This window comes from Cellulomonas soli, from assembly GCF_013409305.1.
Lineage (GTDB): Bacteria > Actinomycetota > Actinomycetes > Actinomycetales > Cellulomonadaceae > Cellulomonas > Cellulomonas soli.
In genome coordinates, this window is sequence record NZ_JACBZJ010000001.1 from 2923869 (window position 1) to 2939187 (window position 15319).

General features: G+C 74.4%; 14 protein-coding genes. 11 read left to right on the forward strand and 3 right to left on the reverse strand.

What is annotated here, in order from left to right; all coding sequences use genetic code 11:
• Nucleotides 1–23: 23 nt before the first annotated feature.
• Nucleotides 24–1013, reverse strand: a complete 990-nt coding sequence (locus BKA22_RS13470; RefSeq protein WP_146954737.1) for a phosphotransferase family protein — start codon at nt 1011–1013, stop codon at nt 24–26.
• Between the two features lie 60 nt (nt 1014–1073).
• Here BKA22_RS13470 and BKA22_RS13475 point away from each other — a divergent pair, with 60 nt between their 5' ends.
• The 11 genes from BKA22_RS13475 to BKA22_RS13525 all read left to right on the forward strand — a co-directional run bounded on the left by BKA22_RS13475 (nt 1074) and on the right by BKA22_RS13525 (nt 13266).
• Nucleotides 1074–2312: a cysteine desulfurase family protein gene (locus BKA22_RS13475; RefSeq protein ID WP_146954738.1), complete on the forward strand. Its 1239-nt coding sequence runs from the start codon at nt 1074–1076 to the stop codon at nt 2310–2312.
• Entirely contained in the window at nt 2312–3454 is a 1143-nt protein-coding gene (mnmA, locus tag BKA22_RS13480; protein ID WP_146954739.1) for a tRNA 2-thiouridine(34) synthase MnmA, read from the forward strand. Before BKA22_RS13475 ends, mnmA begins: the two co-directional genes overlap by 1 nt.
• Complete coding sequence (locus tag BKA22_RS13485; protein ID WP_146954740.1) at nt 3451–4470, forward strand: uroporphyrinogen decarboxylase/cobalamine-independent methonine synthase family protein; 1020 nt, start codon at nt 3451–3453, stop codon at nt 4468–4470. Before mnmA ends, BKA22_RS13485 begins: the two co-directional genes overlap by 4 nt.
• An 83-nt stretch (nt 4471–4553) precedes the next feature.
• The gene (locus tag BKA22_RS13490; RefSeq protein WP_146954741.1) at nt 4554–4958 is read left to right on the forward strand and encodes a hypothetical protein; all 405 of its coding nucleotides are present in this window, start codon (nt 4554–4556) and stop codon (nt 4956–4958) included.
• A 60-nt stretch (nt 4959–5018) separates the two neighbouring features.
• Nucleotides 5019–7364, forward strand: a complete 2346-nt coding sequence (ligA, locus tag BKA22_RS13495; protein ID WP_146954742.1) for an NAD-dependent DNA ligase LigA — start codon at nt 5019–5021, stop codon at nt 7362–7364.
• A complete protein-coding gene (locus tag BKA22_RS13500) occupies nt 7364–8680 on the forward strand; it encodes a GNAT family N-acetyltransferase (protein ID WP_146954743.1) in 1317 nt (438 codons plus the stop codon). The genes ligA and BKA22_RS13500 overlap by 1 nt, the downstream gene beginning before the upstream one ends.
• 10 nt (nt 8681–8690) lie before the next feature.
• Nucleotides 8691–9113, forward strand: a complete 423-nt coding sequence (locus BKA22_RS13505; protein WP_146954744.1) for a pilus assembly protein CpaE — start codon at nt 8691–8693, stop codon at nt 9111–9113.
• A gap of 70 nt (nt 9114–9183) precedes the next feature.
• Nucleotides 9184–9483: an Asp-tRNA(Asn)/Glu-tRNA(Gln) amidotransferase subunit GatC gene (gene gatC / locus BKA22_RS13510; RefSeq protein WP_146954745.1), complete on the forward strand. Its 300-nt coding sequence runs from the start codon at nt 9184–9186 to the stop codon at nt 9481–9483.
• Nucleotides 9480–10997: an Asp-tRNA(Asn)/Glu-tRNA(Gln) amidotransferase subunit GatA gene (gene gatA, locus BKA22_RS13515; protein ID WP_146954746.1), complete on the forward strand. Its 1518-nt coding sequence runs from the start codon at nt 9480–9482 to the stop codon at nt 10995–10997. The genes gatC and gatA overlap by 4 nt, the downstream gene beginning before the upstream one ends.
• The gene (gene gatB, locus BKA22_RS13520) at nt 10994–12502 is read left to right on the forward strand and encodes an Asp-tRNA(Asn)/Glu-tRNA(Gln) amidotransferase subunit GatB (RefSeq protein WP_146954747.1); all 1509 of its coding nucleotides are present in this window, start codon (nt 10994–10996) and stop codon (nt 12500–12502) included. The genes gatA and gatB overlap by 4 nt, the downstream gene beginning before the upstream one ends.
• A 218-nt stretch (nt 12503–12720) precedes the next feature.
• Nucleotides 12721–13266: a GNAT family N-acetyltransferase gene (locus BKA22_RS13525; RefSeq protein ID WP_146954748.1), complete on the forward strand. Its 546-nt coding sequence runs from the start codon at nt 12721–12723 to the stop codon at nt 13264–13266.
• 26 nt (nt 13267–13292) lie between these two features.
• Here BKA22_RS13525 and BKA22_RS13530 read toward each other — a convergent pair whose 3' ends face one another.
• Together BKA22_RS13530 and BKA22_RS13535 are read right to left on the reverse strand one after the other, a co-directional pair.
• Nucleotides 13293–13799: a hypothetical protein gene (locus BKA22_RS13530; protein WP_146954749.1), complete on the reverse strand. Its 507-nt coding sequence runs from the start codon at nt 13797–13799 to the stop codon at nt 13293–13295.
• A gap of 58 nt (nt 13800–13857) precedes the next feature.
• A complete protein-coding gene (locus BKA22_RS13535; protein ID WP_146954750.1) occupies nt 13858–15294 on the reverse strand; it encodes a cryptochrome/photolyase family protein in 1437 nt (478 codons plus the stop codon).
• Nucleotides 15295–15319: the final 25 nt, after the last annotated feature.

Consider the following 15319-nt stretch of genomic DNA (forward strand, 5'->3'; position numbering starts at 1 on the left):
TGCGGCCGCAGGTCCGTCCGGGCTCAGGCCAGCGAGCGCAGCCACTCGAGCGTCGCGACGCCCTGCGCGTGCTGGAACGCACGCAGGTTGGGGATGCCGATCGGCGCCGGCTGCAGCGCGCTCCACGTGAAGTAGCCGGCCAGCCCTGCCAGCGCGGCCCGCAGCTCGTCGTCGCGCACGCCCTCAGAGACCGAGTGCGAGCGGAAGAGGGTGTGCGGGTCGCCGCCGCCCTGGAGCGTGACGCTCGGCAGCATGAACGCCAGGTCGAGCCACGGTGCCCCGACGCTCGCGTGCGGCCAGTCGATGATCCACACGCGGCCGTGCTCGGGCTCGATCATCAGGTTGTCGGCCCGCAGGTCGCCGTGCACGAGGGCGTCGCCCACGAGCAGCGGCACCGCGTCCTGCTCCCAGGTGACCAGGTGCTCATGGTTCTCGCGCACCCAGCGGCCCAGGTCGCCGCCCCGCTCCACGGCCTCGTCCACGGTGCCGCGGTCCGTCTCGAGCAGCCGACGCCAGCCGGTGAAGTCCCGGGCCAGCACGTCGTCGGTCCGGGGCAGCTCGTGACCGGGCAACGGCTCGGCGTCGGCGAGCGGCTGCAGCGCGTCCAGCACGAGCGCGAGGTCCTCGGGCCGCCAGGGCAGCTCGGGCGAGCGGCCGTGCGCGACCTCGAAGCCGAGCAGCACCCAGTCGCCGTCGTCGCCCGACCACAGCAGCTTCGGGGCCGGCAGGTGCGGCGGCAGCGCCCGGGCCACCCGGATCTCGGCGCGCGCCAGCTGCGGCGAGTGCGGGTTCTGCTCGGAGGAGACGGCCTTGACGAACACGCCGCTGCCGTCGGCGAGCTCGAGCACCGCCGCGAACCCGGGGCTGAACCCGCTCGTCGCGCTGATCTCGGCGGTGACCTTGGCGCCCGCGAGCGTCTCGATCTGCGCCCGGACGTGCCGCGGGAGGTCGCGCCAGTCCAGGCGCTGGCCGCTGAACGCGGCTGGTAGGGCGATGACCTCGTCGGCACTCACGGGCGACATCTTGCCAGGCGCCCGTCCGGGCGTGCCGAGGGCGTTCGTAGACTGGTGCAGGTGAGCGTCTACCTGGACCACGCGGCGACCACGCCGATGCTCCCCACGGCGCAGCGCGTGCTCGTCGAGCACCTGTCCCGCACGGGCAACCCGTCGTCCCTGCACACGGCCGGTCGGGCCGCGCGCAGGGTCGTCGAGGAGTCCCGTGAGCGCGTCGCCGCCTCGCTCGGCGCCCGGCCCAGCGAGGTCGTCTGGACCTCGGGCGGGACCGAGGCGGACAACCTCGCGGTCAAGGGGCTCTTCTGGGCGCGGCGGACCCAGGACGCGCAGCGTCGTCGGCTGCTCGTCTCGGCCGTCGAGCACCACGCGGTGCTCGACCCGGCCTTCTGGATGGCGGAGCACGCCGGCGCCGAGCTGGTCCTGCTGCCGGTCGACGCCGACGGCGTGATCGAGCTCGACGCGCTGCGGGCCGAGCTCGAGGCGCACGGTGAGCAGGCCGCGCTGCTGTCGGTCATGTGGGCGAACAACGAGGTCGGCGCCCTGCAGCCGCTCGCGGACGTCGTGGCCCTCGCCCGACGGCACGGTGTGCCGGTGCACGCCGATGCGGTGCAGGCCGTGGGGCAGGTGCCGGTGGACTTCGCGGCGTCGGGACTGGACGCGATGACGGTCAGCGGTCACAAGGTCGGGGGACCCGGAGGCGTGGGGGCGCTGCTGGCCCGCCGTGAGCTGGCGCTCACGCCCGTGCTGCACGGCGGCGGCCAGGAGCGCGGCGTGCGGTCGGGCACGCTCGACGCCGCGCTGCTCGCCTCGTTCTCGGTGGCCGTCGAGGACTCGGTGGCGACCCGCGTCGAGCACGCCGCGCACGTGTCCGGCCTGCGTGACGCGCTCGTCGCGGGCATCCGGGCCGCGGTGCCCGACGCGGTGCTGCGCGGACCGGCGGATGCCACGCGCCGCCTGCCCGCGAACGCCCACCTGACGTTCCCCGGCTGCGAGGGCGACTCGCTGCTGTACCTGCTCGACTCGGCGGGCGTCGAGGTGTCGACCGGCTCGGCCTGCCAAGCCGGCGTGCCGCAGCCCTCCCACGTGCTGCTCGCCATGGGGGTCGACGAGGACGACGCACGGGGTGCGCTGCGGCTGACCTTCGGGCGCTCCTCGACGGCCGCCGACGTCGACCGTGTGCTCGAGGTGCTGCCCGCCGCGGTCGACCGTGCCCGGGCGGCGGGCCTGGCCGGTCGACGCTCCGAGGCGCGTCCGGCTGCCGTGCGCAGGTCCGGCACGAGCCCGGCCGGGGTCCGCTGATGCGCGTCCTGGCGGCACTGTCCGGGGGTGTCGACTCCGCGGTCGCAGCCGCGCGAGCGGTCGATGCCGGGCACGACGTCGTGGGCGTGCACATGGCGCTGTCCCGCTCGCGCGACCAGTTCCGCACCGGGTCGCGCGGCTGCTGCTCGATCGAGGACGCGGGGGACGCGCGCAGGGCCGCCGATGTGCTCGGCATCCCGTACTACGTCTGGGACCTGTCCGAGCAGTTCGAGGAGACCGTCGTGGCGGACTTCCTCACCGAGTACGCGGCCGGTCGCACCCCCAACCCCTGCGTGCGCTGCAACGAGCACATCAAGTTCGCCGCGCTGCTCGACAAGGCCGTCGCCCTGGGCTTCGACGCGGTCTGCACCGGGCACTACGCGCGCATCGAGACCCTGCCCGACGGGAGCCGGGCGCTGCACCGGGCGGCCGACCCGGCCAAGGACCAGTCGTACGTGCTCGCAGTCATGGGTCCGGAACGGCTCGCCCGGGCGATGTTCCCTCTGGGCGACGTGTCGTCCAAGGACGTCACCCGGGCGGAGGCCGCCGCGCGCGGGCTGTCGGTGTCGACCAAGCCCGACTCCTACGACATCTGCTTCGTCGCGGACGGGGACACCCAGGGGTTCCTGCGCGAGCGGCTCGGGTCGCAGCCCGGTCCGGTCGTGGACACCGCGGGCGAGGTCGTCGGCACGCACGACGGGGCGTACGCCTACACGGTCGGGCAGCGTCGCGGGCTCGCGCTGGGCCGGCCCGCACCCGACGGTCGGCCGAGGTACGTGCTGTCGGTGGAGCCTGTGCGCCGGACGGTCGTCGTCGGCTCCGCCGAGGAGCTGCGGGTCGGCGCGATCGTCGGCGACGAGGCCGTGTGGTTCGACGCCCCGGTCGGCGAGGTCGCGTGCCACGTGCAGGTGCGCGCCCACGGCGCCCCCGTCGGCGCACGGGTGCGCGCCTCGGCGGACGGCGCCGTCGAGGCGGTGATCGACGACGACGCGGACCTGCGGGGGGTCGCGCCGGGGCAGTCCGTCGTCGTGTACGACGGCAGCCGCGTGCTGGGGCAGGCGACCGTCACCTGGACCCGACCGGTCGGCGCAGCACAGCCGGCCGCCATGGCCTGCGGCCCGCGCACGGACGTCCACCCGTGACGGGGGTCTCGGGCACCGGGCCGTGGCCCGGCCTCGACGTGCTGGACGCGCAGAGCACCGTGGTCGGCGACCTTGCGGACGTCCCCGAAGGGGTGCAGGGCCTGCCGTTCGTCACGACGCTGCCCGCGCGCGGTGCCGCCGCGGCCCCCCTCGCGCGGACGGCCGGGATGCTGGAGGACCTTCCCGTCGAGCTGGGTGTGCACGGATGGAAGCTGGCGGACCGGCCCGGCCGGGACCTGGCTCGTGTGCAGGCCCTGCTGAGGGAGGACCTCGACGCGCTCGCGGTCGCCGCGCACGGGTACGACGGTCCGCTGGTCGTCCCGGTCCTCGGTCCGCTGTCGCTGGCCGCGACGCTCTACCTGGCCCGCGGCGACCGCGTGCTCGCGGACGTCGGGGCGGTCCGGGACCTCGCCGAGTCGCTGGCCGTCGGGCTGGTCGAGCACGTGGCCGCCGTGCGACGGGCGGTGCCGGGCGCGTCGGTGCGGGTGCTGGTGCACGAGCCGCAGCTCGCCGCGGTCCTCGCCGGGGTGCTGCCGACGTTCTCCGGGTACGCGTCGTTGCGCGCGGTCCCGGGGCCGGTGGCCGGCGAGCGGCTCGGGGTGGTGGTGGATGCGCTCCACGGCGCCGGGGTGACCCAGGTCGCCGTGCACGCGGGTTCGTCGTGGACGCCGATCGCCGCGGTCCGTGCGGCGGGGGCCGACGCTCTCGCGCTGGCCGTGGCGGGGTTCGACGAGCGGGCCTGGGAGCGTCTGGCCGAGACGGTCGAGGGCGGGGTGCGCCTGTGGGCGCAGCTGCCCGCGCAGGCGTCGTCGTCGTGCGCGGGTCCGGACGTCACCGGGCAGGCCGACGTCCTGACGGTCCCCTGGAGACGGGTCGGGCTGCCGGCGAGCGACCTGGCGGAGGTCGTCCTGCTCGCCGGTGACCCGCCGCCGGGTGCGAGCCCCGACGGCGCGCGCGGGACGCTGGCCGGACTCGTGCGCACCGCCCTGCTGGTGGCGGAGCGGGCCGAGGCGTGAACGGTGGCAGCGACGCGAGCGTCCGGCCGGGAGGCCTGACGAGCAGTGGGACGAGCAGTCGGATGATCGAGGAGAGGACGAGCATGACGAACGACGGCACGCGGACGCCCGACGCGGCGCCCGCGGCGCGCCGACCGACGACGAGCAGGCGGGTGGCGCTCGGGGCGTTCGTGCTCACAGGCGTCGGCATCGTCGGCCTGGTCGTGCTCGCGGTCTCCTGGCTGGTGGTCGGTACGCGCACGATGAGCGCCGCCGAGTCCCCAGACGCGTCCGGGTGCCTCGCGGCGTACGGCGAGGGGACGGGGGACGCCGACCTGCACTACACGGTGCTGCCGCCGCAGGGCGTGTGCACGTGGACGGTCGACGGCCGGCAGGAGGACGTCGTGGTCGCGCAGGTGCCGACGGCGATCACGGCGGGTGCGGCCGCGGCGGTGCTCTGCGGCGTCGGCGGGGTGGCGCTCTGGGTCGTCACGCAGCGCCAGCGCTGAGGCGCCCGCGGTCCCGGACCCGGGTGACGGCCGCAGGCGATGTCGGCGTCGCCTGGGATGATGGGCCTCGTGACCGACGCGATCGACGCCCCCGCGACCGACGCCGCCCACCCGGTGACGGGTGCTGCCGCCGGGGGTGATCACGCGGTCCCCGCGCAGGCGCGCCATCGCTGGTCGGAGCTCGTCGAGCTCGTCCAGGCCGACCAGTTCGCCTACTACGTGCGCGATGCCCCGACGGTCTCGGACGCCGAGTACGACGCCCGGATGCGCGAGCTGGAGGCGCTCGAGGCCGCGCACCACGGTCTGCGCACGCCCGACTCGCCGACGCAACGGGTCGGCGGCACCTTCTCGACCGAGTTCCGCTCGGTCGACCACGTCGAGCGGATGCTCTCGCTCGACAACGCCTTCTCCGCCGAGGACATCGCCGCCTGGGCCGACCGGGTGCACCGCGACCTCGACCAGGACGCCCTGGTGCACTACCTCTGCGAGCTCAAGATCGATGGCCTGGCCATCGCGCTGCTGTACGAACGCGGACGGCTCGTGCGCGCCGCGACGCGCGGCGACGGCCGCACGGGCGAGGACGTCACGCTGAACGTGCGGACCATCTCGACCATCCCGGACGTGCTCGGCGGCGACCCGGCCACGCACCCCGAGCGCATCGAGGTGCGCGGCGAGGTCTTCCTGCCGGTGGAGGCGTTCGTCCGGCTCAACGCCGCGCAGGTCGAGGCGGGTCGCAGCCCGTTCGCGAACCCGCGCAACGCGGCTGCGGGCTCGTTGCGTCAGAAGGACCCGAAGGTGACCGCCTCGCGTCCGCTGCGCATGTACGCGCACGGCATCGGCGCGTTGCAGTGGGCCGGTGAGCCGCTCGCGGACGTGACCCGGCAGTCGCAGGTCTACGAGCTGCTCGCGTCCTGGGGCGTGCCGGTCTCGGGTCACTCGCGGGTCGTCGAGGGGCTCGCGGGCGTGCAGGAGATGATCGCCTACTACGGCGAGCACCGGCACGACGTCGAGCACGAGATCGACGGCATCGTCGTCAAGGTCGACGAGATCGCGCTGCAGGGTCGGCTCGGTGCCACGAGCCGCGCGCCCCGGTGGGCCATCGCCTACAAGTACCCGCCGGAGGAGGTCAACACGCGGCTGCTCGACGTGGTCGTCGGCGTCGGTCGCACGGGGCGCGCCACGCCGTACGCGGTGATGGAGCCGGTCTTCGTCGCCGGGAGCGTCGTACGGCAGGCGACGCTGCACAACCAGGACGTCGTGCGGCGCAAGGGCGTGCTCATCGGCGACGTGGTCGTGCTGCGCAAGGCCGGAGACGTCATCCCGGAGATCGTCGCCCCGGTCGAGGAGCTGCGGGCGGGACGCGAGGACGAGCTGCGGGCGTTCGTCATGCCGGAGCGATGCCCCGAGTGCGGCACGCCGCTGCGACCAATGAAGGAGGGCGACGTCGACCTGCGGTGCCCGAACGCGCAGACGTGCCCGGCGCAGGTGCGCGGCCGGGTGGAGCACATCGGCTCGCGCGGCGGGCTCGACATCGAGGTGCTCGGCGAGGTCACCGCGGCCGCGCTCACCCAGCCGACCGTGCCGTCCACGCCGCCGCTGGTCACCGAGGCGGGTCTGTTCGGGCTGCGGCTGGAGGACCTGGTCCCCATCGAGGTCGTGGTCAAGGACGGTGAGACCGGCCTGCCGAAGGTCGAGGAGGACGGGTCCGTGCGGCTGCGGACCCCGTTCAGGCGGCGGATCACGTACCGCAAGACCGAGCGCGACCGAGCGGCCGCCGAGGGGCGTGAGCTGCCCGACTCCGAGCCGTCCGAGGCTGCGCACAAGCTGCTCGCCGAGCTCGACCGCGCCCGCACCAAGGATCTGTGGCGGGTGATCGTCAGCCTGAACATCCGGCACGTCGGCCCGGTGGCGGCACGGGCGCTGGCCGAGTGGTTCGGCTCCCTCGACGCGATCCGGTCGGCCGGCGTCGAGGAGCTGGCCGCGGTCGAGGGCGTCGGCCCGGTGATCGCCCAGGAGCTCTTGGAGTGGTTCGCCGTCGACTGGCACCGCGAGATCGTCGAGCAGTGGCGGCGCGACGGGGTGCGGCTGGAGACGCCGGGACATCCCGGGCCGGGCGCGCTCACCCCGGCGGGCGGTCCGCTCGCCGGTCTGACGGTCGTGGTCACAGGCGGTCTGGAGCGGTTCACGCGTGACGGGGCGAAGGAGGCGATCCTGGCGGCGGGCGGCAAGTCGGCGGGCAGCGTGTCCAAGCGCACCGACTTCGTCGTCGTCGGGGAGAACGCCGGGAGCAAGGAGACGAAGGCGCGCGAGCTCGGCCTGCGGATCCTCGACGAGGACGGCTTCGAGCGGCTCCTCGCGCAGGGGCCGGCCGGGGTGGACGGCGTCCCCGACGGGTCGGACGCCTGATGGCAGCCGTCGCCCACCACGGCCCGGCCGTCCGGGTCGCGCTGCCGCACGACGTGGCCGACGCGGGGGCGCTCACGGCGGAGGCGTACCTCGCCGACCGGCTGCTGGGACCGGGTGAGGCGTACGAGGCCGAGCTCCGGGACGCCGAACGCCGTGCCCGCGAGGCCGTCCTGCTCGTGGCGACCACGCCCATGCCGCTCGGTGACGGCGAGGTCGTCGTGGGCAGCCTGACGCTCGCGCCGTACGGGTCGTCGTACGCCGAGGTCGCCGGGCCCGGCGAGGTCGAGCTGCGGATGCTCGCGGTCGCACCCGAGGCGCGCGGCCGGGGCATCGCCGAGATGCTCATGGTGGAGGCGCTGCGCGAGGCGGTCGGCAGCGGTGCCGACCGGGTCGTGCTCTCGACCCTGGACAGCATGGTGGTGGCCCATCGGCTCTACGACCGGCTCGGTTTCGCCTCCGCACCCGAGCGGGACTGGAGCCACGAGGGCGTGCACCTGCGGGTGCGGACGTGGACACCGCCTGCCGCGCCGGGCGCCCTGGTGGAGTCGGCCACGTGGCGGCCGTTGCGCACGCTCGACGTGGACGGGTGGCGGCTCGGGCTCTCGGAGGGTCTGACGCGACGAGCCAACAGTGTGCTGCCGGTGGGTGCGCCCGCCGACGTGACGGCAGCGCTGAGCGCCGTCGAGTCGGTCTACGCGCGTGCCGGCAGGCCCGCGACGTTCCGGGTGTGCCGCGCCGCCCGACCGGCGGGCCTGGACACGCTGCTCGACGCTCGCGGGTACCGGGTCGAGGCCAGCACCGACGTGCTCGTCCGCGGGCTCGACGAGCCGCCCGGTGGCGTCCGTCGGCCGTCCGCGACCACGCGACCCGGCGCCGGCGGGCCGGTCCGTGTGCCGGCCGCGCACGAGCCCGACGAGGACTGGTTGGCCACGTGGCTCGGGGTCAAGGGTCAGGCAGACCCGGCGGTGGCTCGCGGCGTGCTCGAGGGTTCGCAGGCCTTGTACCTGACCGCGGTCGAGAACGGCGAGCCGCTCGGCGTGCTGCGCGCTGCCTTCGCCGAGGACTGGGTCGGACTGTCGAGCCTCGTGGTCGTCCCGGCTGCACGACGCCGTGGCCTGGCCCGGACGCTCACGCTGGAGGCGTTGGCGCGGGCGGCAGAGCTCGGCGCCCGGCGTGCCTTCCTTCAGGTGGAGGTCTCGAACTCGGCCGCCGCGCGGCTGTACGCCGACCTGGGTTTCCGCCCGGCCGAGCGGTACCACTACCGCGAGCGGGCGCTCACGGCCGGTCCGCCGGGCGCGGGCGCGGACGCGCGGTGATACTGGGCGGGTGATCTCGCTCGAGCGTGCGCTGCGCCTGAGGCTCGACGGGCTGCGGTGGCACCCCCGGTCCGGGGACCGGTTCGCGGTGCTGCAGCCGGAGCTGGACGCGGAGGTGTTCACCATCTCCGAGATGACGATCCAGGCGCACGACTACCCGACCGGCACGGTGCTGGGGTTCAACGGCACGACCGAGTGGGCGCTGGACTCCGTCGCGCAGGACGACGCCGTGTGGCTGCCTCGCGAGGACCAGCTGCGCGAGCTGCTCGGGGGCACGTTCCGCTCGCTCGCCCGGGCGGTGGACGGCACCTACCAGGTGGTCGTCGAGGCGCCCGGTCGGCCGGAACGCTCGTTCACCGCGGACACCGCCGAGGACGCGTACGCCGACGCGCTCGTCGAGCTGGTGGCCCTGGCGCTGGACCGCCTGCCCTGACGCGACCCGCCGGCGGACGGGCTGCCACGGGGCCCAGGTCGGGCAGGTCGCACCGACTAGACTGCCCGCCATGTCCTCCCTTTCCCGCGACGAGGTCGCGCGCGTGGCAGGCCTGGCCCGGATCGAGCTGACCCCCACCGAGATCGACCGCCTCGCGGGCGAGCTCGAGGTCATCGTCGATGCCGTCGCCAGCGTGTCCGAGATCGCGACCGCCGACGTACCCGCCACGAGCCACCCGCTGCCGATGACGAACGTGTTCCGGCCGGACGTGCCCGAGGCGCCGCTGGACCGTGACCTGGTCCTGGCCGCGGCTCCCGCGGCGGAGGACGGCAAGTTCCTGGTCCCGCAGATCCTGGGGGAGGACGCGTGAGCGCCGACCTGACGCGGCTGTCCGCCGCGAGCCTGGCCGAGAAGCTGACCGCGGGCGAGGTGACCAGCGTCGAGGCGACCCAGGCGCACCTGGACCGCATCGCGGCCGTCGAGCCCGCGGTGCACGCGTTCCTGCACGTCAGCGGTGAGGAGGCGCTCGCCGTCGCGGCCGACGTCGATGCGCGACGTGCCGCCGGTGAGGCGCTGCACCCGTTGGCCGGTGTGCCGATCGCCGTCAAGGACGTCGTGGTGACCAAGGGCCTGCCGACGACGGCCGGCTCGAAGATCCTCGAGGGCTGGGTGCCTCCGTACGACGCGACGCTCGTCGAGCGGATCAAGGCGGCCGGCCTGCCGATCCTGGGCAAGACGAACATGGACGAGTTCGCCATGGGCTCCTCCACGGAGCACTCGGCGTACGGCAACACGCACAACCCGTGGGACCTGACGCGCATCCCCGGCGGCTCGGGCGGTGGCTCTGCCGCGGCGGTCGCCGCGTACGAGGCGCCGCTGGCGATCGGCACGGACACCGGTGGCTCGATCCGCCAGCCCGGCGCGGTGACCGGCACCGTCGGTGTGAAGCCGACGTACGGCTCGGTGTCGCGCTACGGCCTCATCGCCATGGCGTCCTCGCTCGACCAGGCGGGCCCGGTGACCCGCACGGTCCTCGACTCGGCACTGCTGCACGAGCTCATCGGCGGCCACGACCCGCGTGACTCGACCTCGATCCCCGAGTCGTTGCCCGACCTGGTCGGCGCCGCCCGGCGAGGCGCGAGCGGCGACCTCACCGGCGTGCGCGTCGGTGTCGTCAAGGAGCTGTCGGGCGAGGGCTACCAGGAGGGCGTCAGCGCCCGCTTCGCCGAGTCGCTCGCTCTCCTGCAGGCCGCGGGCGCCGAGATCGTCGAGGTCTCCTGCCCGCACTTCGAGTACGCGCTGGGTGCGTACTACCTGATCATGCCGAGCGAGGCCTCCAGCAACCTGGCCAAGTTCGACGGCATGCGCTTCGGCCTGCGCGTCGAGCCCACGGACGGCCCGGTCACGGCCGAGCGGGTCATGGCGGCCACGCGCGGCCAGGGCTTCGGCGACGAGGTCAAGCGCCGGATCATCCTGGGCACGTACGCACTGTCGGCCGGGTACTACGACGCGTACTACGGGTCGGCGCAGAAGGTCCGCACGCTGATCCAGCGCGACTTCGCCGCGGCGTTCGCGCAGGCCGACGTGCTGGTCTCCCCGACGGCGCCGACCACCGCGTTCAAGCTCGGCGAGAAGCTCGACGACCCGCTGGCGATGTACCTCAACGACGTCGCGACGATCCCGGCGAACCTGGCCGGCGTGCCGGGTCTGTCGGTGCCGAACGGTCTGTCGGACGACGGTCTGCCCGTCGGGTTCCAGGTGCTCGCCCCGGCGAAGGCCGACGACCGGCTGTACCGGGTGGGTGCGGCGCTCGAGGCGCTGCTGGAGAAGACGTGGGGCGGCCCGCTGCTGGCGCAGGCCCCCGAGCTGGAGGTCGCCAAGTGAGCACCGTCACCGACACGCTCGTCGACTACGACGACGCGATCGCGCGCTTCGACCCGGTCATCGGCATCGAGGTGCACGTCGAGCTGGGCACGCGCACCAAGATGTTCGACGCCGCCCCGGCCGGGTTCGGCGAGGAGCCGAACACCTCGGTCACCCCGGTCTCGCTCGGCCTGCCCGGCGCGCTGCCCGTGGTCAACGGCACCGCCGTGGAGTACGCCATCCGCATCGGTCTGGCGCTGAACTGCCAGATCGCGGCCTCGTGCCGGTTCGCGCGGAAGAACTACTTCTACCCGGACGTCCCGAAGAACTTCCAGACCTCGCAGTACGACGAGCCGATCGCGTTCGACGGGCACGTCGACGTCGAGCTCGAGGACGGCACGGTCTTCCGCGTCGAGGTCGAACGCGCGCACATGGAGGAGGACGCGGGCAAGAACACGCACGTGGGCGGCTCGACGGGTCGCATCCACGGCGCGGAGTACTCGCTCGTCGACTACAACCGTGCGGGCATCCCGCTGGTCGAGATCGTCACGCGCCCGATCACGGGCGCGGGGGAGCGGGCACCCGAGGTCGCCCGCCGGTACGTGCAGACCCTGCGCGACCTGTTCCGTGCGCTCGAGGTCTCCGAGGCCCGCATGGAGCGCGGCAACGTGCGCGCCGACGTCAACGTCTCGCTGCGTGCGACCCCCGAGTCGCCGCTGGGCACGCGCACCGAGACCAAGAACGTCAACTCGTTCCGGTCGGTCGAGCGGGCGGTCCGGTACGAGATCTCGCGGCAGGCCGCGGTGCTCGACGCCGGCGGCTCGATCGTGCAGGAGACGCGGCACTGGCACGAGGACACGTCCTCGACGACCGCCGGACGCGTGAAGTCGGACGCGGAGGACTACCGGTACTTCCCGGAGCCCGACCTGGTGCCGATCGCCCCCGACCCGGCCTGGGTCGAGGAGATCCGCGCGACCCTGCCCGAGATGCCGGCAGTGCACCGTCGTCGCCTGCAGGGCGAGTGGGGCTACGCCGACGCCGAGATGCGCGACGTGGTCAACGCCGGTGCGGTCGAGCTCATCGAGGCCACGGTGGCGGCAGGCGCGAGCCCGGCCGCGGCCCGCAAGTGGTGGATGGGCGAGCTGGCCCGCACGGCCAAGACGCAGGACGTCGAGCTAGCCGAGCTGGCGATCACGCCCGAGCAGATCGGCGCGCTGCAGGCGCTCGTCGACTCCGGTCGGATCAACGACAAGCTCGCCCGCCAGGTCCTCGAGGGCGTGCTCGCCGGCGAGGGCGACCCGGAGCAGGTCGTCGAGGCCCGCGGCCTGGGCGTGGTCTCCGACGACGGCCCGCTGCTGACCGCGATCGACGAGGTGCTCGCCGCGCAGCCGGACATCGTCGAGAAGATCCGTTCGGGCAACCTCGGTCCGATCGGCGCGATCATCGGTGCGGTCATGAAGGCCACCCGGGGTCAGGCAGACGCCGGCCGTGTGCGCGAGCTCGTGCTGGAGCGCGTGCAGGCCTGAGCCGCACGCAGGACGATCCCGGCCCGTCGCCGTGCGGCGCGGCCGGGATCGTCGTGTGACCCTCGATGGACCCTCGCCTGTGGCAGGCGGAGGCGTGCTGGCGCGGCGCCCGACATCGGCCGGTGTCATCGCGGTAACGTCGCGGCGACACGCCGGTCATAGCATCGCCGCGGCCCCACCGAGGGTCGACGCCCTGCCGGGCACGAGAGGAGACCGCAGTGGAGAAGCCGACCCTGCAGGGCGAGATGATCGTCCTGCGGCCGATCCGGGCGGACGACGCCGACGAGGTCTGGGAGGCGGTCAGCGACCCCGAGGGGCGCCGCCTGACGGGCACGACCCACGACTTCAGCCGTGCCGAGATCGACGCGTGGTGCGCCTCGATCTCCGCGCGGGAGGGTCGCATCGACCTGGCGGTGACGATCCACGGGTCGGACGAGTACCTGGGGGAGATCGTCCTCAACGACATCGACGAGGACGTGCGTTCGGCGAACCTGCGGCTCGCCATGCGCCCGGCGTACCGCGGACGCGGGTACGGGACCGAGGCGATCCAGCTGGTGCTCGGCCTCGCCTTCGACGGGTTGGGCCTGCACCGCGTGGGGCTCGACGTGCTCTCGGTCAACACCCGGGCGCTGTCGATGTACGAGAACCTGGGGTTCCGGGTCGAGGGGCGTCTGCGGGATGCCTACCGTGACGGCGAGCGCTGGTGCGACGCGATCCAGATGGGCCTGCTCGAGGACGAGTTCCGGGCGGGCCAGCTCGACTGAGCGGCTCGCGAGCGCCCTCGGCGGGGTCAGCCGGCGAGGATCCGGGCGATCTCGTGCTCGTGGTGCACGGCGTCGTGCGCGTTGTTCCGGGCGACGTCCAGCGCGCGCTGCGGCCCGCGGGTCGCGTGCTCGAGCGTGACGTCCGCAGCGAGCGCGCGGTCCACCGAGGCGACCCAGAGGATGACCGAGGCCTGCAGCGACCACAGGGCCACCGCGAGGGGGAGCGCGGAGTACCCGCGTGCCTGCGCGAGCGCGTCCGGGTCGTAGCCGGTCACGTCACGGCGACCGGCCAGCCAGCCCGCGGCGAGCCGCTCGGCCCACGAGCGCAGGTTGTCGCCCACGTGGCACACGTACTCCGTGACATCCCACCCCAGGTCGGCGTGCCGCTCGGTGCCGGCACGCCCGGCCGTGACCTGCGCGAGGCGGTCCGGCAGCGTGAGCACGAGGGCGCGCGCGGTGGTCGGGTCCATGGACCAGTCGAAGCCGCACGTGGTGCACGGCTGACCGTACAGATCTGCTCCCCAGCGTTCCATCGCGTGGAGCCTAGCGGGAGTTCGTGTCCAGTTTGTCCACTTCTGGATGCTGGACGCCTCAGGTCGCCTCAGTGGCACGGGCGGCGCGCGCGGCCGCCGCGTCCGCGAGGGCGACCGTGCGTTCGACGGCGTGGTCGACCATGCGCTCGGGGTAGTTCGCGGGTGCCTGCAGCCCCAGCAGCCACGGCTCGTGCACCGCGCCGCCCGGGACGTCGCGCAGCTCGGGGACCCAGCGGCGCACGTACGCCCCGTCGGGGTCGAACCGTCGGCCCTGGGTGACCGGGTGGAAGATGCGGAAGAACGGCGCTGCGTCCCGGCCCGTCCCGGCGACCCACTGCCAGTTGAGCTGGTTCTGCGCGATGTCGGCGTCGACCAGCCGGTCGAGGAAGTGCGCGGCGCCCCGCTGCCACGGCAGGTGCAGGTCCTTGACCAGGAACGACGCCGTGACCATGCGCACCCGGTTGTGCATCCACCCGGTCGAGGCGAGCTGGCGCATGCCGGCGTCGACGAACGGGTAGCCGGTGCGGCCGCGCGCCCAGGCGTCGAACGCAGCGTCCGCACCGGGTCCGCTCGCCCAGGCGTCGTCGAGCACGACATCGCGCAGCGAACGTGTGCGGGCGTCGGGGTGGTGCCAGAGCGTATCCGCGTGGAAGTCGCGCCAGGCGAGCTGGGAGCGGAAGGTCGTGGCGCCGGGTCCGCCGTGACCCGTGCGCTCCGCGGCGGCGAGGTCGGCGAGCAGCGTGCGCGGGTGCACCTCGCCCCAGCGCAGCGCGGCCGACAGCGCCGAGGTGCCGTCGTGGTCGGGGCGGTCGCGTTCGGTGGCGTAGTCGGCAAGGCCGTCGGAGACGAACGCGGCCCAGCGGTCGAGCGCCGCCTCCTCGCCTGCGGGGGGCAGTGCCACGGTGGGCGCGACGTCCCGGATCGGCTCGGAGGACAGGTCGGCCCACGGCACGTCCCCGGGTGCTGGTGCGGGGGAGTGCCAGCCGTGCTCGAGCCAGGCGGTGCGGTAGGGCGTGAACACCTGGAACGGGGTGCCGCCACGGGTGGTGAGACGACCGGGTGCCACGGCGTACGGCGAGCCGGTGGCCACCAGGCGTGCGCTCGACCCTGCCGCGCGCAGGGCTGCGTCCACGGCTGCGTCGCGTCGACGGCCGAAGGGCTCGGTCGCGGCGCTGACGTGCACGCTCGTCGCTGCGACCGTGCGCACGACCTCGGGCACCACGACGGCCGGGTCGCCGAGCCGGACGACGAGCCGTCCGCCGGTCCGGGCGTCGAGCGCGCGCAGGGACGCCGCGAGGTAGGCGAGCCGGGGGCTGCCGGCCGTGCGCCACAGCGTCGGGTCGAGCACGTAGAGCGCGACGACCTCGTCGGTCCGTGCGCCGGCGCGCAGGCGCTCGCCCGGGAGACCCCCGGCGCGCGCCGCCTCGAGGGCGGACAGGAGCGCGGGGTGGTCCGTCAGCCGCAGGTCGCGGCGGAACCAGCAGACCGTCGTCACCGGCGTGACGGTAGCCCGAGGACGG